Origin of the sequence: Leptospira kanakyensis (genome assembly GCF_004769235.1) — a bacterium.
In the GTDB taxonomy this organism is placed as follows: domain Bacteria; phylum Spirochaetota; class Leptospiria; order Leptospirales; family Leptospiraceae; genus Leptospira_A; species Leptospira_A kanakyensis.
The window spans coordinates 17,422-33,974 of sequence record NZ_RQFG01000001.1; the positions used below are offsets into that span (position 1 = coordinate 17,422).

15 protein-coding genes, 1 other RNA gene and 1 pseudogene are annotated in these 16,553 nt (G+C 39.7%); 12 read left to right on the plus strand and 5 right to left on the minus strand.

Going from position 1 to position 16,553, the window contains the following annotated elements; genetic code table 11:
• Window positions 1-2 precede the first annotated feature (2 nt).
• The 8 genes from cysT to EHQ16_RS00100 all read left to right on the plus strand — a co-directional run bounded on the left by cysT (window position 3) and on the right by EHQ16_RS00100 (window position 7,685).
• The gene (cysT, locus tag EHQ16_RS00065; RefSeq protein WP_135637423.1) at window positions 3-830 is read left to right on the plus strand and encodes a sulfate ABC transporter permease subunit CysT; all 828 of its coding nucleotides are present in this window, start codon (window positions 3-5) and stop codon (window positions 828-830) included.
• Complete coding sequence (gene cysW / locus EHQ16_RS00070; protein WP_135637426.1) at window positions 827-1,642, plus strand: sulfate ABC transporter permease subunit CysW; 816 nt, start codon at window positions 827-829, stop codon at window positions 1,640-1,642. The genes cysT and cysW overlap by 4 nt, the downstream gene beginning before the upstream one ends.
• A complete protein-coding gene (locus EHQ16_RS00075) occupies window positions 1,632-2,696 on the plus strand; it encodes a sulfate/molybdate ABC transporter ATP-binding protein (RefSeq protein ID WP_135637428.1) in 1,065 nt (354 codons plus the stop codon). The genes cysW and EHQ16_RS00075 overlap by 11 nt, the downstream gene beginning before the upstream one ends.
• A gap of 67 nt (window positions 2,697-2,763) precedes the next feature.
• The gene (locus EHQ16_RS00080) at window positions 2,764-3,489 is read left to right on the plus strand and encodes a phosphoadenylyl-sulfate reductase (RefSeq protein ID WP_135637430.1); all 726 of its coding nucleotides are present in this window, start codon (window positions 2,764-2,766) and stop codon (window positions 3,487-3,489) included.
• 7 nt (window positions 3,490-3,496) lie between these two features.
• Window positions 3,497-4,405, plus strand: a complete 909-nt coding sequence (gene cysD / locus EHQ16_RS00085) for a sulfate adenylyltransferase subunit CysD (protein ID WP_135637433.1) — start codon at window positions 3,497-3,499, stop codon at window positions 4,403-4,405.
• Window positions 4,405-5,637, plus strand: a complete 1,233-nt coding sequence (locus EHQ16_RS00090; protein WP_135637435.1) for a sulfate adenylyltransferase subunit 1 — start codon at window positions 4,405-4,407, stop codon at window positions 5,635-5,637. The genes cysD and EHQ16_RS00090 overlap by 1 nt, the downstream gene beginning before the upstream one ends.
• 68 nt (window positions 5,638-5,705) lie before the next feature.
• A complete protein-coding gene (locus EHQ16_RS00095) occupies window positions 5,706-6,776 on the plus strand; it encodes a TauD/TfdA family dioxygenase (protein WP_135637437.1) in 1,071 nt (356 codons plus the stop codon).
• A complete protein-coding gene (locus EHQ16_RS00100; RefSeq protein ID WP_135637439.1) occupies window positions 6,777-7,685 on the plus strand; it encodes a bile acid:sodium symporter family protein in 909 nt (302 codons plus the stop codon).
• Here EHQ16_RS00100 and EHQ16_RS00105 read toward each other — a convergent pair.
• Together EHQ16_RS00105 and EHQ16_RS00110 are read right to left on the minus strand one after the other, a co-directional pair.
• Complete coding sequence (locus EHQ16_RS00105; RefSeq protein WP_135637441.1) at window positions 7,682-9,349, minus strand: NADPH-dependent assimilatory sulfite reductase hemoprotein subunit; 1,668 nt, start codon at window positions 9,347-9,349, stop codon at window positions 7,682-7,684. The genes EHQ16_RS00100 and EHQ16_RS00105 overlap by 4 nt on opposite strands.
• 7 nt (window positions 9,350-9,356) lie before the next feature.
• Entirely contained in the window at window positions 9,357-11,123 is a 1,767-nt protein-coding gene (locus EHQ16_RS00110) for a diflavin oxidoreductase (protein ID WP_135637443.1), read from the minus strand.
• Between the two features lie 165 nt (window positions 11,124-11,288).
• Between EHQ16_RS00110 and cobA the strand changes: the two genes are divergently transcribed.
• On the plus strand, window positions 11,289-12,068 hold the full coding sequence (gene cobA, locus EHQ16_RS00115; RefSeq protein WP_135637445.1) for a uroporphyrinogen-III C-methyltransferase: 780 nt from the start codon (window positions 11,289-11,291) through the stop codon (window positions 12,066-12,068).
• A gap of 1 nt (window position 12,069) precedes the next feature.
• Complete coding sequence (locus EHQ16_RS00120; protein WP_135637447.1) at window positions 12,070-12,663, plus strand: precorrin-2 dehydrogenase/sirohydrochlorin ferrochelatase family protein; 594 nt, start codon at window positions 12,070-12,072, stop codon at window positions 12,661-12,663.
• Here the strand turns inward: EHQ16_RS00120 and EHQ16_RS00125 are convergent.
• Window positions 12,660-13,265 (minus strand): LBF_1134 family protein, encoded by a 606-nt coding sequence (locus tag EHQ16_RS00125; RefSeq protein ID WP_208742212.1) that lies wholly within the window; start codon window positions 13,263-13,265, stop codon window positions 12,660-12,662. The two genes, EHQ16_RS00120 and EHQ16_RS00125, sit on opposite strands and share 4 nt — an antisense overlap.
• A 43-nt stretch (window positions 13,266-13,308) precedes the next feature.
• On the opposite strand from EHQ16_RS00125, the pseudogene EHQ16_RS19670 reads away from it, so the two are divergent.
• Window positions 13,309-13,698 (plus strand): annotated as a pseudogene (locus tag EHQ16_RS19670) (nuclease-related domain-containing protein); the annotation flags it as partial.
• A 1,151-nt stretch (window positions 13,699-14,849) separates the two neighbouring features.
• Here the strand turns inward: EHQ16_RS19670 and rnpB are convergent.
• Window positions 14,850-15,198: RNase P RNA component class A (rnpB, locus tag EHQ16_RS00135), an RNA gene on the minus strand.
• Between the two features lie 103 nt (window positions 15,199-15,301).
• Between rnpB and EHQ16_RS00140 the strand changes: the two genes are divergently transcribed.
• Complete coding sequence (locus tag EHQ16_RS00140) at window positions 15,302-15,748, plus strand: LEPBI_I1174 family sigma 54-regulated protein (protein WP_135637449.1); 447 nt, start codon at window positions 15,302-15,304, stop codon at window positions 15,746-15,748.
• Window positions 15,749-16,153: 405 nt separating this feature from the next.
• On the opposite strand, the gene msrB is transcribed toward EHQ16_RS00140, so the two are convergent.
• Window positions 16,154-16,534, minus strand: coding sequence for a peptide-methionine (R)-S-oxide reductase MsrB (gene msrB / locus EHQ16_RS00145; protein ID WP_135637451.1), 381 nt, complete (start codon window positions 16,532-16,534; stop codon window positions 16,154-16,156).
• Between the last annotated feature and the right edge of the window lie 19 nt (window positions 16,535-16,553).

Sequence of the window (16,553 nt, forward strand, 5' to 3'; positions counted from 1 at the left end):
ATATGCTTATAGAAACCCGGCCGTATAAAAAATTACATTTTGGAATCAGTTTAGGACTGACTGTCTTTTATTCGTCCGCGGTTGTCGTCATTCCACTTCTAGGACTCTTTTTCCATTCCCTTGGGATTGGAGTTTCAGGAATCCTGGAAGTGTTTTCAGATGAAAGAATTCGTTCCGCACTTTTTTTAAGTTTCAGTGTGGGTTTCATTTCGGCACTGATCAATCTCTTTGTGGGATTTTTATTTGCTTGGGTTCTTGTCAGATATAACTTTCCTTTCAAAAAATTACTCGATACCTTAATCGATTTACCTTTTACCTTACCCACTGCGGTTGCAGGAATTGCGCTTACTACAATTTATTCTCAAAATGGAATCATTGGATCCTACTTTGAACAGTGGGGAATTAAAATTGCCTACACTCCGATTGGAATTGTCATAGCTCTTGTTTTTATTGGATTTCCTTTTGTTGTAAGAACGGTTCAACCAGTCATCGAAGAGTTACCTAAAGAATTAGAAGAAAGCGCACGCTGCCTTGGTGCCACACCATTCCAAACTTTTTATAAAGTTTTACTTCCTGAACTTTGGCCTTCCCTTCTCGCAGGAACAGGAATGGCTTTTGCACGAAGTATCGGGGAATACGGATCTGTTGTTTTTATTTCCGGAAACATTCCAGGAAAAACTGAGATCCTTCCACTCCTGATCGTCACCAAACTAGAACAATACGAATACGAAAAAGCCACTTCCATTGCTCTTGTCATGTTACTCACATCCTTCGTATTTATGTTTTTGATTAATTTACTCCAAGAACGGGCTTCCAAAAAATTATCATGAAAATCAAAATTATACCCATTTTTCTCGTGATTTTAGCCTATATCTTTGCTGGGATCATTCTGATTTTGCCCATCTACACAGTCTTTTCCGAAGCATTTTCTGAAGGTTATACGAAGTATATCGAATCCATTACTGGTGAATATGCACTTTTTGCCATTGGCCTTACGGTCAAAGTTTCCATTGTTTCTGTGATTTTAAATACAATCTTTGGTGTGACCGCAGCATTTACGATCACGAGATTTAACTTTCCTGGAAAAAATATTTTAGTCACTATCATTGATAGTCCCTTCGCAGTTTCTCCTGTAGTTTCTGGTCTTATCTTTTTATTGTTATTTGGAAGACAAGGTTACTTTGGCGACTTTCTTAACGAACATGGAATCAAAATTGTTTTTAACACTCCGGGTCTTATCCTTGCGACTGTCTTCATTACTTTCCCATTTGTAGCTCGGGAACTAGTTCCCCTCATGCAAAGCCAAGGACGAGAGGAAGAAGAAGCAGGGATGTTACTCGGAGCTAGTTTCTTTCAACTTCTGAGACGTGTCATCCTTCCCAATATCAAATGGGGGCTGTTATACGGTATCATTCTTTGTAATGCCAGAGCCATGGGTGAATTTGGAGCTGTCTCTGTACTCAGTGGCCATATCCGAGGAAAAACAACCACTCTCCCTCTTCATATAGAAATGTTATACAATGAGTTTGATTCTGTAGGTGCATTTTCGTGCGCCACCTTACTTGTGTTTCTCTCTCTACTCACTCTCATCTTTAAATTGATTTTGGAAAAACGAACTGCGAGCAAGAAAAATGCCGATTGAAATTAATAACGTAAATAAAACCTTTGGGTCGTTCACCGCACTAAAAGAGGTTAACCTCTCCATTCCAGATGGAGAACTTGTAGCCTTACTTGGTCCTTCCGGATCTGGGAAAACCACCTTACTTCGCATCATTGCTGGTCTCGAAGAACCATCTTCTGGAAATGTAGAGTTTGTCGGAGAAAATCTTTCCAAATCCAAAATTCAAAATGGAGAGGTGGGATTTGTTTTCCAACACTATGCCCTCTTTCGCCATATGACGATTGCAGAAAACATTGGATTTGGTTTGGAAGTAAGACCAAAAGCTTTGCGACCTTCCAAAAAAGAAATTCAGGAAAAAGTTTCTAAATTACTGACACTCATCCAACTCGAAAAGTTTCACAACCGCTACCCACATGAATTGTCGGGCGGCCAACGCCAACGTGTGGCACTCGCTCGTGCTCTTGCCATCGAACCAAAATTTTTATTACTGGATGAACCCTTCGGTGCCCTTGATGCCAAAGTCAGAAAGGAATTACGGAACTGGTTGCGAAGACTGCATGACGAAATCCACATAACAAGTGTTTTTGTAACTCATGACCAAGAAGAAGCTCTGGAAGTGAGTGATCGAATTGTCATCTTAAACCATGGCCAATTGGAACAAGTGGGAAGCCCGGACGAGGTGTATAACAAACCTAAGTCCCCTTTTGTTTTCCACTTCCTTGGAGATGTGAACCTCTTCCATGGGCGGATCGAAGAAGGGACAACCAAAATCGGAAACTTGGCTCTCGATAGTTCCGAACACCAAGATGTAAAGGAATCGGTAGCCGTGGCCTATGTTCGTCCTTATGATGTGGAAATTGTGAGGGAACCCGACCAAGGGATCGCTGCGGAAATCCAATACATCCATTCCACGGGAAGGAATGTGCGAGTGGAACTCAAACGAGTGGATACAGGCACTCTGATTGAATCCGTTTTGGAACAGGAAACCTATCGTCTTTTGAACCTTTTGCCCGGCGAGACGGTCTATTTGAGGATAAAAAAAGCAAAAGTATACGTAGAAGACTTCTCTATCTAGTATTTTCCGCTAATATAGTTTACAAATCGTCCAATATACAAAACATTGGACGGTAGGATTGGAAAAAATGGGAAATTTGGAAGTTTTGACAGAAACCTATACCTCCCTCTCCCTAGAACAGGGATTAAGGCAACTTAGTTTGGATTTTCCAGGCAAGGCTGTGTTCACTACCAGTTTTGGATTGGAAGACCAAGCCATCACTCATGCGATTCTCGCAAACCAAATCGACATTCGGATTGCTACTTTGGATACGGGGCGACTCTTCCAAGAGACCTATGATGTTTGGCAAAAAACTAACGTTCGTTATGGGGCAAAAATTGAAGCCTTTTATCCAAACGAAAAAGAAATCCAAGGTTTTGTAGAAGAGAATGGGCCGAATGCATTTTATGATTCTTTAGATTTACGAAAAGAATGTTGTCGGATTCGCAAACTCGTTCCTCTCGATGCCATTTTAAAAGACACAGAAGTTTGGGTGACTGGACTCAGAAAAGACCAATCTGGATTTAGAACCGAAATGTCTATTTTCGAATCGGATCCCCAAAGAAATTTAATCAAATACCAACCACTACTTTTATGGTCCTTTGAAGATACTTGGAAGTATATCAGAGAACACAATGTACCATACAACCTATTACACGACAAAGGTTTTCCAAGCATTGGTTGTGCACCTTGTACCCGTGCCATTGAACCAGGAGAAGACTTTCGTGCAGGCCGATGGTGGTGGGAACAAGAATCTAAAAAAGAATGCGGCCTACATTGGGTAGACGGCAAACTCACACCGAAAAAAGGATAATACCAACATGACCGATTTACATAGACTTTCCCATCTAGACCAACTAGAATCGGAAGCCATCTATATTTTAAGAGAAGTGGCAGCACAATTTGAAAGACCTGCCCTTCTATTTTCAGGAGGAAAAGATTCGATTTGTCTCGTACATCTTGCACTCAAAGCCTTTCGACCTGGAAAATTTCCTTTCCCTCTCGTTCATATTGATACAGGGCATAACTTTGATGAGGCGCTAAAATTTAGAGATGACTTAGCGGAACGAACTGGAGAAAAACTAGTGGTTCGTTACGTGCAAGATTCCATCGACCAAGGCAAAGCTGTGGAAGAAAAAGGAAAGTTCCCGAGCAGAAATGCCATCCAAGCAGTGACACTCCTTGATACCATTGCTGAGTTCAAATTTGATGCTTGTATTGGTGGGGCTCGCCGGGATGAAGAAAAAGCTCGTGCCAAAGAAAGAATATTTTCTGTCAGAGATGAATTTGGATCTTGGGATCCCAAACTCCAACGCCCAGAACTTTGGAATATCTATAATGGTAAAATCCATGTGGGTGAAAACGTAAGGGTATTTCCAATCAGCAACTGGACGGAACTTGATGTTTGGGAATACATCCGAAAAGAAAAGATCGAACTTCCATCGCTTTATTTTTCACACCAAAGAGAAATCGTATGGCGAGAAGACCTAGTGTTTCCGGTATCGAAGTTCATTAGTTTAGACAATACAGACAAAGTAGAAACAAGAACCGTAAGGTTTCGGACTGTAGGTGATATGACATGCACTGCGGCCGTAGAATCCGAAGCCAATACAATCGACGATATCATTCGTGAAATTCAAGTTTCAAGAACCACCGAAAGAGGATCTCGTTTGGATGACAAACGTTCCGAAGCAGCGATGGAAGATAGAAAAAAAGGTGGGTATTTTTAATGGATATTTTACGTTTTATTACTGCAGGTAGTGTAGATGATGGGAAATCGACTCTCATCGGACGATTGTTATACGATAGTAAATCTATTTTCCAAGACCAATTAGAAGCCATTGAAAAAGCAGGACAGGTAAATGGACAAATCAACCTAGCCCTTCTCACTGATGGATTAAAAGCGGAAAGAGAACAAGGGATTACTATCGACATTGCTTATAAATATTTTTCGACTCCGAAAAGAAAATTTATCATAGCAGATGCACCAGGACATGTGCAGTACACTAGAAATATGGTGACTGGAGCTTCTAACTCTGATCTTGCGATCATTTTGATTGATGCGAGAAAAGGTGTGATCGAACAAACTTACCGCCACTCTTATATTGTATCCCTACTCAGAATTCCCTATGTTGTTGTTTGTATCAATAAAATGGATTTGGTAGATTTTTCCGAAGAAGTATTTTTAAATATCCAAAAACAATATTTAGAATTTGCAAAAGACCTAGATTTAAAATCCATCCACTTCCTTCCGATTTCTGCACTGAACGGTGACAATGTGGTAGATTTATCTTCTTCCATGCCTTGGTGGAAAGGAAGTTCATTACTTGGATTTTTAGAAGAAATTGAGCTCCGCACAGAAGAAGACTCGCCAGCACCTAGATTTCCTGTACAAAATGTGATTCGTCCCCAAACCACAGAATACCATGATTACAGAGGTTATGCGGGGCAAATCAGAAGTGGACACTTCACTGTAGGAGATTCCATCACTGTTTTACCAAGTGGGTTAAAATCAAAAATCAAAGCCATTGATACCTATGCGGGTTCCGTTAATACTGCCTATGCTCCCATGTCTGTCACCATTCGTTTGGAAGATGAAATTGATGTAAGTCGAGGAGATATGTTAGTGGTCAGTGGTAAGGAGCCAATCACTTCACAAGATTTGGAAGCTCATATCTGTTGGATGGACCAAAAGGTAATGACCCCCGGTTCCAAGTATTTACTCCGCCAAACAACCAATGCCGTAAAGGCTTCCATTCGTTCTTTGGAATACCGAGTGGAAACAAGCACCCACGAAAAGAAGGAACAGGCAAGTCTTGGCCTAAATGAAATTGGAAAAGTAACCATCAGAACTGCAAAACCTGTGGCTTACGACCCGTATTCCCAAATCCGAGGGACGGGGAGCTTTGTTTTGGTTGATGAAGGGACCAACCAGACGGTGGCGGCAGGAATGTTATTGTAGAACTTTAGTTCAATATAACAGATTTTTTCTTGATTTAAATCATGCTATTTCGCTAAGCTGGCAGTAGCATGAGTAAGGCCACTACGACAAAAACCAAATGGATCCGTAAATCCTTCATCGGGGAGACCAAACTTCCCATCGTTTACGAACCTGCCGAAGAAAGGGATCTGGAAGATCTGACCCATTGGATCCAAAAGAACCAAAAAGAATGGCGAGAGGATTTAAAAACCTATGGCGCCGTTCTCTTTCGCGGTTTCCCTGTTCATCAAGCTACCGACTTCCAATCCATCCTATTTGCTACGGAAGAAAAAAAGTTGGGTGAGTTTTATTTGGGCACCTCGCCACGCGACCAGGTCGTCAAACATGTGTTTACTGCAAGTGAACTCCCTCCCCACTACCCCATCATGCAACATGCTGAGATGAGTTTTCTTGACAACCCTCCTAAACTTTTATTTTTTTATGCGGAAAAAGCTTCCGAAACTGGTGGAGAAACTCCACTCACGGATCTTCGGGAAATTTACAAAGATGTAGATCCTAAAATCAAAGATAAAATTCAAAAACATGGAATTCGTTATCGAAGGCGTTACGATGGTCCATCCACCACAGCACGTTTTTCTTTATGGAAAACGAAACGTTGGGATGAGATGTTTGGAACCACAAACCTTGAGGAAGTCAAAAAAATTTCTGATAAAAATAGATTTAAGTTGGATTGGTTCGGAACTGATTCCTTGACCATCACCAATGAACAATCGGGTTTCCGCGTCCATCCTGAAGCAAAAACAACGGCATGGCATAACCATTCACAAACGTTTCATTACCAAGCGGCTGTGAGTGAAGTATGGAAAATTTTCAAAAGACAAAAAACATTTCGTTCTCTTGGTGTGGCACTACTCCTCACACTCCTCACTACAATCAAAAGGATATCCGGACAAGAGTCACATGACGTTCATGTCACTTATGGAAATGGAGAAGAAATTTCTGCAGGAGAAATGCAATCCATAACAAATGTTTTCTGGAAACATCTGGTAGCCATTCCTTGGCAAACAGGAGACGTTCTCATCATTGATAACTTATCCGTTTCCCATGGCAGACTACCCTTTACCGGTCCCCGTCGTATTTTAGTAGGTTGGTCAGATTAAATGGATATCAATGCAGTTCGCCTCAATTTCAACAAAGACTCAGTATATTTAATCAATGCACTGGTTGGTTTTATTATGTTTGGAATTGCTCTGGAATTAAAACTCCAAGACTTCAAACATTTATTACGATACCCAAAACCAGCGTTTGTTGGTCTTTTTAGCCAATACATTCTTTTGCCTCTTGCCACCCTTCTTATCATTTGGGTGATTAACCCACACCCTGGCCTTGCCCTTGGGATGGTTCTTGTGGCAGCATGTCCTGGCGGGAATATGTCCAACTTTTTCACACATTTGGCAAAAGGAAATTTGGCTCTCTCAGTGAGTCTAACGACGTTTTCTTCTGCATTTGCTTTTATTCTGACACCAATTGGATTTTTCTTTTGGGGGAATATACTTCCTGTTACAAAAGAATATCTTAAGTCGATCACTGTTAGTCCCTATGAGATTTTGGTTTCCATCACTGTACTACTCGTTGTTCCACTGATACTCGGAATTCTTTTTCAAAAACTATTTCCTAAACTCACACATACAGTGAAACGAGCAGTGCAAAGGATCTCCATTTTACTACTCGCTTTCTTTATCGTAGGTGCTCTTGCGACCAATTGGAAGTTCTTTAAAGAATACATCCAACTTCTCTTCGGTCTTGTATTTGTGATGAACCTTGCTGGACTTTCGCTTGGATATTATTTTGCCAAACTATTCCGATTGCCTCTTGGGGATAGAAAGACGGTAGCGATAGAAACAGGAATTCAAAATTCAAGTCTCGGTCTTGCGATTGTTTTTAGTTTCTTTGATGGACTTGGTGGAATGGCAATGATATGTGCATGGTGGGGAATTTGGCACCTGATTGCCGGTGCCGCCATTGCTACTTATTGGAACAAAACAACTCCTAAAGAATTGGAATCTTAATTTAAAATTCCAATTCGATTGATGTAATCTCCAAAAGACTCTTTGGTATTTCTTTCTTTCGAAAACCTTCCAAAGAGTCCATCTAACTCAGATAAAATTGCTGCTTCATCCAAATCTTCTTTGTATTTACGATTCAGCCTGTAACCTTCCGCATCAGCACCTAAGTGTAAATTGTATTTTCCATAAGAGGTTCCGACAAGACCAATCTCTGAAATGTATGGCCTTGCACATCCATTGGGACAACCTGTCATCCGAATGGATACTGGTTCGTCAGCGAGTCCATGTTTTCCAAGGATAGGTTCAATTTTGTCGATTAGACTTGGGAGGTATCTCTGTGCTTCCGCAAGCGCCAAAGAACAGGTGTTTAATGCCACACATGCGATGGAATTTTTGCGAATTTGTGAAATTTCATTTGTTTTACGATGGACACCAAACTTCACAAGAATGGATTCAATGAGATCCTTATCTTTGGGAAAAATGTCAGATAAAATCAAGTTTTGGTTACAAGTAAAACGAAATGTAGCACGTCTTGTTTTCGAAACTTCGAGGAGGGCCGTTTTTAGATTATAACCATGTTCATCACAAACACGACCATTCTCTACAAAAACCGTATAATGCCAGTTACCTGCCACGTCTTGTCTCCAACCAAAGTCATCAGATCTTTGGGTGAACTGATATTCTTTTGCCGGTTCAAAACTAATCCCCACTCGTTTTTCCACTTCTCGTTTGTAGAACTCAACACCCAAACGATCCAAAGTATATTTCAAACGAGATAACTTTCGGTCTTCCCTGTTTCCAAAATCTCTTTGGACAGTTACAATTTCATAAACTACTTTTAAGATATCTTTTTTAGGAATAAAACCAAATACAGTTCCCACTCTTGGGTAGGTATCAGGATTTCCGTGGGTGGTTCCAAGGCCTCCACCCACTGCGACATTGAAACCAAGGAGTTGTCCATTTTCAATGATGGCAATGAGTCCAATATCGTTTGTAAAAAGATCTACGTCGTTATAAGGGGGAATCGCAATCGCAATTTTAAACTTACGAGGAAGATATACATCTTTATACAAAGGATCTTCTGGTTCTTCTTTTTCTGCTAAAAGATTTTCATCGAGCCATATCTCATAATAGGCTCTGGTTTTAGGTAATAATGACCTACTAATTTCGCCAGCATACCCAAACACTTCTTTGTGTAAGGGGCTTGTCGCCGGGTTCGATGTACAAGTCACGTTACGATTGACATCACCACAAGCAGCAATGGAATCCAAAAATACAGAATCAAATGCTTTGATGGTTGGTTTGATTTTAGACTTCAAAATTCCATGGAGTTGGACTGTTTGGCGAGTGGTGATTTTAATGGTTCCTGTTGAATTCTCACCAGCAACATTATGTAAAGCTTCCCAATGCACTGGCCCAATCATTCCACCTGGGATTCTTAAACGAATCATAAAGGAATACAAACGTTCTAATTTTTTTGCAGCACGTTCTTCTCTACGATCTCTATCGTCTTGTTGGTACATCCCATGAAACTTAAGAAGTAGTTGGTCATCAGAACGAAGTGAACCAGTGTGTTCATCTTTCAAACTTAAAGCTAATGAACCTCTTAAACCCCGGCTAAGGCGTTTTACTTTTTCCGCTAATGTTTCTTTTTTTTGTTCTGCCATGATTACCTCAGTAAACGTCCTTAATGTAGCGACCGGCTTCTTCTAATTCTTTTAAATAATCAGAAGCTTCTTTTCCTGTATCAAATGTTCTTTCTGATAAAATTTCAATGAGTTTGCGGTCGACGTCCTTACTCATTGGATCTTTCGACCCACAAAGATAAATCACTGCCCCACTTTCGATCCATTTCAAAAGTTCTGCGGCGTTTTCACCCATTCGGTCTTGAACATAAACTTTCTGTTTTGTATCTCTGGAAAAAGCAGCATTTAACCTGTGCAATACGCCAGTATCCATCAGTTCCAAAAGTTCTGTTTGGTAATAAAAATCGGAGACAAAATTTCTTTCTCCAAAAAATAACCAGTTTTTGCCGTTCCCACTATTTTGTTCTCTTTCAAATAAAAAACTTCTAAAAGGTGCGATCCCAGTACCAGGCCCAATCATAATGATATCTGTATCAGGACTTGGCAATCGAAAGGAATTGTTTCTCTGAATGAAAAAGGGAACCACTTCTCCTTCTTTCAATTCTGACAAAAAACCAGAACAAAAACCGGTTTTGATTCCAGTAAATGTTTCGATCTCCACTTCTGCAACAGTGAGGTGGACTTCATCCTCTCCATGTGCCGATGGACTGGATGCAATGGAATAATACCTAGGAACAATCGGTTCTAAAATATCTACGAGAGTTTGGAGTTCTAGTTGTTTTTCGGAAGGATTTAAAGTTAACAAAACATCCAAATCCAGTTTACCCGAAGGTAATTCTTTTCCAATGAGTCCTGCATATTTTTGAATCACACGGTCTGGCAAAAAACGAACGGATACTTTTTTACGAAATAAATCATAAGCCATCCATGTTTCCCCTTTATAGGTAACACGAGTTTCACGATCTGTTTTTAATAACGATAAAATACGATTTACTTCATCTTCACGGTTATAGGCAAGAAAACCTGCACTATCCCCAGGAAGATAATCAATCGGCACAGTGGTTTTGATTTCAATATGTCTGGTTGATTTACTAGCACCAACATCATTCAAAACGATATTTGTAACAACCGCCCCTTCATAAACAACCTTACCTCCCGATGCCGGTTTTGCCGCAGGATTCTGCGTTGTTTTAGGGCTTTGTGGAGTTGCTGTTTTAGAATGAGCATTGAGTTTAGAAATAAGTTCACTCATCCAAGGTTTGGCAACAGCTTCAAAGTCTACATCACATTTACCTAATGGTTGGATCCTCTCTGCACCTAACTTAGACAACATGGAATCTACATCTTCACCTGTTTGGCAAAAAAGTGGGTAACTAGTATCGCCTAACCCAAGAACTGCGAACTTAACTTTAGATAATGAATCTTTTGAATCAGCCAAAATTTGAATGAAAGGTTTTGCTGCTTGAGGTGGTTCCCCATCTCCATGAGTGGAAACTACCACAAATAAATATTCTTCTTCTTTGAGATCTTTTGCTTTATAAGTATCTGTACTTTTTAATTTCGCAGAAACACCCAACTCTTTTAGTTTTTTAACAAGTTCTGTTCCGAGTTTCTTGGAGTTCCCGGTTTCTGTTCCGTAAACCACGCTGCATTGGATGGGTTGGGCTTTTAAATTTCCATGTAAAGGATCCGTTCCCGAATCTATACTCACAGGAGGTGTGAGGGAAACATCAACACTTCCTCCAATACTTGCCTGTGTGAGCGCTGATAAATATCCAGACATCCACACCCATTCGTCTTTGGTGGATTCCTTCAGTAGCTGTAAAAATCGATTGCGTTTCTCATCGGATAGCATAAAAACCTATTTTTGATTTGGATTCCAGTAAAACATCCAAAAAGTCTGATAAATTGAATCTTTCCCCAGAGATATACCCCAAGTAAACCAAAAAAATGGAGATTTTGTAGAAATAATTAGCCAATCACTTGACTATTTCTGACAATATCGCAAGGTATAACAGATATGTCCTCCAATAAGACAGAACATGGATTTGTCAGTTTTGTGAGCGGTGGCCCCGGTCCCATTGACCTTTTGACCCTCCGCGGACGGAGTCGTATCGAATCCGCTGACGTCATTCTCTATGATGCCCTTCTTGATCCCGGTTTTTTAGACTTATTTCCTGAGGATGCACAAATCCTTTATGTAGGAAAAAGGTCGGGGGAACACGCTCGCACCCAATCAGAAATCAATTCCCTTCTTGTAGAATTCGCCACCCAAGGAAAACATGTGGTTCGTTTGAAGGGAGGTGACGCTTCTATTTTTGGAAGACTTGCCGAAGAAATCCAAAGTCTCGAAAAAGAGGGAATCTCTTTCGAGGTGATTCCTGGAGTGAGTTCCGTAACTACCGGTGTTGCCGAGTTAGGTTTATCGCTGACTGTTCGCGGAATTTCCAGACAAATCATCATCCTTGATGGTCATACCATTTTAGAAGACGAACGCAGTTGGATCGGGATGGAAAATTTCCAGGGAACCATTGCCATTCTAATGGGAAGTAAAAAAACAAAAGAACTTGCAGAAACGCTTATACAAAAGGGAATGAGCGGCACAACTCCCATCGTTCTTGCAGAAAATGTGGGAAGAGGAAATCCCATTTATACAACATCCACTCTCGCAGACACTGCGTTAAACGAGATTCCGAAACAATCCACTGGCCCAGGAATTCTTTATGTTGGAGAAGTCATTCGTCCCCTACTCGATCGTACGAAAAAAACACTCGGCTATAGTTCACAAAATTTAATCTAAAATGAATTTCAAAAAATATCCCATCTTCCTCAATTTAGAAAATAAAAATATTCTGATTGTTGGTGGAGGGAATGCTTGTTTAGAAAAACTAAAGGGTCTCGAGTTTACTGGTGCTAAAATCCATGTAATCGCTATCAATTTTAGTGCTGAAGTAAAAACTTTTTTAGCAAAGTATCCAAACATCACCACAGAAGAACGTGCCGTGGGAGAAGAAGATCTAAACCATCGTGATATTATTTTTTTAGGAACAAGTGACTCAGGGATCAATCAAAAGTTCAGAGCTCTCGCCAAAGAAAAAGGGATTTGGGTCAATTCAGTTGATGATCCAAAAAATTGTGATTTTTATTCATCTTCATCCGTATCCATTGGTCCCGTTCAATTTGCAATTTCCACAGATGGAAAGTTTGCAGGGGTGTCATCTACCCTTCGCAAACTTTTTGAAGAAATCATCCCCGAAGAAGACCATGAACTCATGGAAACACTTTTTGAAATGCGAAGAAACTTAAAAGAAATCCTTCCTAATGATAAAGAAAGAAGACTTGTTTTAAAAGAAATTGTTCAAAACTTAAACTCAAGATACTTTCACAAACACTAATTTGCATCAGGATAGATCTGAATCGTTGTTAATTGATGTTCATTTGACCAAACTGAATGTAAGGGAATATTAACAATCAACTTTTCATTACTATCCAACCTTGCCGTCCACTCTCCGGGAGTTCTTGGATCCGAAAATTTTACCTTTTTGATAGGAAATGGGAATTGAATTTCAAACTGAATGAACTCAACAAGTGTATTGAACCTAAGCAAATCATCTCGAAGTTTTGCTTCACTTAGAATGGAATTAATTTCTTCTTTGTTGATTTCCAAAGCAACCAAAAGGGGCGAAGATTTACTGGTATCAATCACAAGTTGGATTTCCTGAACTTGATCTTCCGTAAATTCGATCAATCGAAATCCTGGAGGAAGGATATGCGTATAGTTTTTAAATTGATACGCTCTCTCTTTGATACTGATTTCTAATTCACCATTGGGAACGAGTCCCGTCCCAAAAAAAATTCCTGACGGTCTTTTTGTAATTTTTTTCTGATACAAAACCAAATCACCAGAGAGATCAGGTTTAATCTTTATTTTGATATTTCCGCCCGCACAGGCGACAAACATTAGGCAGAAAAAAAAGGAAATTGAAATCAGTTTCATATCGCCAATAGAAACATTTGTGGTAAGATAACAGAACCAAAAAATGATTTATCCAAAACAGTTTCATGGAAAAGCGAAAGATGTTTCGCTCGAATCCCATTTTTACAGCCGTTTTTCTAAGGAAATACGCTTAAATTGTAATATTTATTATTCAATCACTTTGATCACTCCCGATGTTCCCATGCGAGAAATTGATTTCCTTGTGGTGTCACCTTACGGCGTGATCACCATCGAACTCAAAAATGGGAGGTGGAGACAAAGAAAAGGAGAATGGGAATTTTATAACGTGAGGCAAAGGGAATGGAAACCCGTAGAAGGGAAATCTTATACTAACCCTATCGAACAAGTGGTCACCCAAAGAGATTTGGTCAGAGAGTTTTTTAAGAACCACAACCAACTCACAGATTTATTTCCTGAAGATTATTATGATAGTGCCATTTTCTTTCTTAAAAACGAAAGAAGAGAATTTCATTTACCCAATGACAAACATCTCTATGTATTTGGGGGTAAAGAAGTACAGGACGAAATTGATTTAAATTCTATTTTGGAGTCCATACTTTTTCAATACAACAGGGAACCATTACCAGAATCCGTTTTAGTCAAAGCACATGAGATCATTAAAAAAAATCTCAACTTCTTCCAAACCTTTCGATCACAAAAGGAAAAAGAAGAAGAGAATCTACTGTTTTTTACGAAAGAACAATTTGAACTTGTGGAAGGTATCAATCGTTACCCACATAACTTAGTTTTTGGAAGTAATGGTTCAGGGAAATCTATCCTCGCAGGTGAGTTGGCATTACAAAATGCTAGACTTGGGAAAAAGGTTTTATTATGGCAAGGTGCGAAAGCACTATATGAAATCTGGAAAGAAGAACTTAACAACATTCCTGAAAAACAGAATATTGAACTCATAACAAACTTAAATGAATTAAGTCACAATCATATCGATATTCTCATTGCCGATGGGATTGAAGAAATGATTGATCAATCTCCCGAAAATGAAATATATTTATACCTCTCAAAGTTTTTTTGGGAAAACAAAGATTGGATTCTTTTTATTTCACGTAGATTCAAATATGCAAAGGCACCTTTATTAAACTACTGGAATTCCCTTTCTGTTCATATTTGGGACATCACAAGAAATATCAGAAATTCTCCTGAAATTGTTCACTTAGCGAATACCTTACTTTCGGATTTTTCAGAATCATCTGTCCAAGGTCATTTTTCCGATGTCCAATTTATAAAAGTAGATGATGACATAACAGATCAAATACGCTGGTGTTTTGGTTATGCAAAAAAAGTATTAGAGGTTGTTAACGATGAAATTGTAGTCGTCTACTATTCCGAAGAATTTATTTTACAAAACGGATTAAAACAATTCCTAGATGAAAATGGAATGAGAAACTATTCTCATAGTGAATTCTTAGGAATGGAAGAAACTTGTGGAATCATTATTGGATTTGAAAATTGGGACCAAACGGAAACAAGAACCATCCTAGCGGACACAATCCTAAAAATCAGAAGTTTAGTTTGTGTCTTTTATCCACCTAACGAAGAGGCTGTGATACAAAGTATTTTAAAAAAAGGTGACTCTGGCCCGTAAGCCGGATTCAGTTTTATGCGATCATTTATCTGATGCTCTCTACCCACAACCTGGCGGGACAAACTCATTACGGTTGTTTACTTGAGATTGCACATCGGAGGGTTTACCCGCCTCTATTTTTACAAATAGAGCGGTGGGCTCTTACTCCACCATTTCACCCTTACCTACCAAGGTAGGCGGTTTACTTTCTGTTGCACTTTCCGTCCCTTAAATTCCATTTCTGAAATCCAAAAGCCCAAGTGTTACTCGGTCCGATTGTCCCCTAGTGTCCGGACTTTCCTCCCCTTTCCTTCCAGAGGGAAGGAAAAAGGCGATCGCTCGGCCAGAGTCATTTTCATTAGAAAGTGAGTGTAAAAATCGTCCATGAGTATTTCTTCCCATTGGCACAAAATATGCAATCTATCTAGAACAGAGTCAGTGAGGCTTAAATTGTATGACCAAATACCAAATTGCTACAATATTCATCATTTCTTTTGGTTTGCATGCAGATCCGATTTTGGATGGATCCGCTGAGGAAATCCTTAAGGATACCAGATTGTCTCGGATACCCTCTGTCATTCTAGGCCTCGAAGAAAGAGCCATCCAAAAGATGGAAACAAATGACCTAATTTCCGCAAGGGAAGATTTAAAAAAAGCCATCCAACTCAAACACGCCATCGGAATGAAAGAGTCCGAAGGAAATGCCAGCCTCCTTCTACAAATCTCAAAGCTCGAATCCAAACTCGGGAATCGTTGTGAAGCCAACCAGTATTCTCATCTGGCAAAACGAATTGCCCTCCGCATTGGAGTCAATCTGGGGGCCGTAGCCTTGGATCGTGCCGCCGTCCCAGACAACAGAAAGCCTGATGGTTGTGTGGAAGTATCCTGGCTGAAAGAGTAAACAAAGCCACCTTCAGTTGGGGGAAAGTGACTTTATTTAGAAAGTTAGTATCGCAAGAAACCCACTGAAAAAGGTAAGTGACTTACTTTTTATTAGAACTTTCGAAATCCTTTGTAAGACAATGCCATTTATTTGCTACGTTACTTGGTGGAGTTGGTAACGATTGAAATCCGCTGAAAAAGGTAAGTGACTTTATTTTTTCAGCCGGGTGAGTTTTCGCATGGTTACCGAAAGTAAGTCGCTTACCTTCGATAACGACTCCGAATAGTGAAGGCCTTTCTTTCGAAAGGCCATGTTCTCATTCCAGTGAATGAAAGAAGAAACTCAAGGTTATATTTAAATCTAAATTCCAATTCTCATCGAATAGAATTTCCAAAAGATCCTTCTCATTGAGTAAAAACGGTTTCACTCTTTTTGAAACTTTAATGAAGCAGAGTTCACACAGTATCTTAAACCTGTTGGTCTTGGGCCATCGGGGAAAACATGGCCAAGATGAGCTCCACAGTTTTGGCAAAGAATTTCTGTCCGAACCATTCCATGTGTTTGGTCTGATTCTGTCGCTACCGCTTCTTTTTTTACTGGCTCATAATAACTAGGCCAACCACTCCCGGAATCATACTTTGCTTGAGAGGAAAATAAAGCTTCTCCACAACAAACACAAAGATAAGTCCCTTTTTCTTTATGTTCATAATATTCACCAGTAAACGGCCGTTCGGTGCCTTTTTCCCTTGTGACTTGGTATTGTAAGGGAGTGAGTTTTTCCTTCCAGTTTTCTTCGTTCATCATAAACCATTCCTTATTAATT

What these genes read in the sequence shown, in the direction of transcription:
- EHQ16_RS00120 (WP_135637447.1), top strand. Translation starts at nt 12,070, where the DNA reads ATGAATTTCAAAAAATATCCCATCTTCCTCAATTTAGAAAATAAAAAT.
- EHQ16_RS00090 (WP_135637435.1), top strand. Translation starts at nt 4,405, where the DNA reads ATGGATATTTTACGTTTTATTACTGCAGGTAGTGTAGATGATGGGAAA.
- EHQ16_RS00080 (WP_135637430.1), top strand. Translation starts at nt 2,764, where the DNA reads ATGGGAAATTTGGAAGTTTTGACAGAAACCTATACCTCCCTCTCCCTA.
- EHQ16_RS00140 (WP_135637449.1), top strand. Translation starts at nt 15,302, where the DNA reads ATGACCAAATACCAAATTGCTACAATATTCATCATTTCTTTTGGTTTG.
- EHQ16_RS00125 (WP_208742212.1), bottom strand. Translation starts at nt 13,265, where the DNA reads ATGAAACTGATTTCAATTTCCTTTTTTTTCTGCCTAATGTTTGTCGCC.
- EHQ16_RS00110 (WP_135637443.1), bottom strand. Translation starts at nt 11,123, where the DNA reads ATGCTATCCGATGAGAAACGCAATCGATTTTTACAGCTACTGAAGGAA.
- EHQ16_RS00100 (WP_135637439.1), top strand. Translation starts at nt 6,777, where the DNA reads ATGGATATCAATGCAGTTCGCCTCAATTTCAACAAAGACTCAGTATAT.
- cysT (WP_135637423.1), top strand. Translation starts at nt 3, where the DNA reads ATGCTTATAGAAACCCGGCCGTATAAAAAATTACATTTTGGAATCAGT.
- EHQ16_RS00095 (WP_135637437.1), top strand. Translation starts at nt 5,706, where the DNA reads ATGAGTAAGGCCACTACGACAAAAACCAAATGGATCCGTAAATCCTTC.
- cobA (WP_135637445.1), top strand. Translation starts at nt 11,289, where the DNA reads ATGTCCTCCAATAAGACAGAACATGGATTTGTCAGTTTTGTGAGCGGT.
- EHQ16_RS00075 (WP_135637428.1), top strand. Translation starts at nt 1,632, where the DNA reads ATGCCGATTGAAATTAATAACGTAAATAAAACCTTTGGGTCGTTCACC.
- EHQ16_RS00105 (WP_135637441.1), bottom strand. Translation starts at nt 9,349, where the DNA reads ATGGCAGAACAAAAAAAAGAAACATTAGCGGAAAAAGTAAAACGCCTT.
- cysD (WP_135637433.1), top strand. Translation starts at nt 3,497, where the DNA reads ATGACCGATTTACATAGACTTTCCCATCTAGACCAACTAGAATCGGAA.
- msrB (WP_135637451.1), bottom strand. Translation starts at nt 16,534, where the DNA reads ATGATGAACGAAGAAAACTGGAAGGAAAAACTCACTCCCTTACAATAC.
- cysW (WP_135637426.1), top strand. Translation starts at nt 827, where the DNA reads ATGAAAATCAAAATTATACCCATTTTTCTCGTGATTTTAGCCTATATC.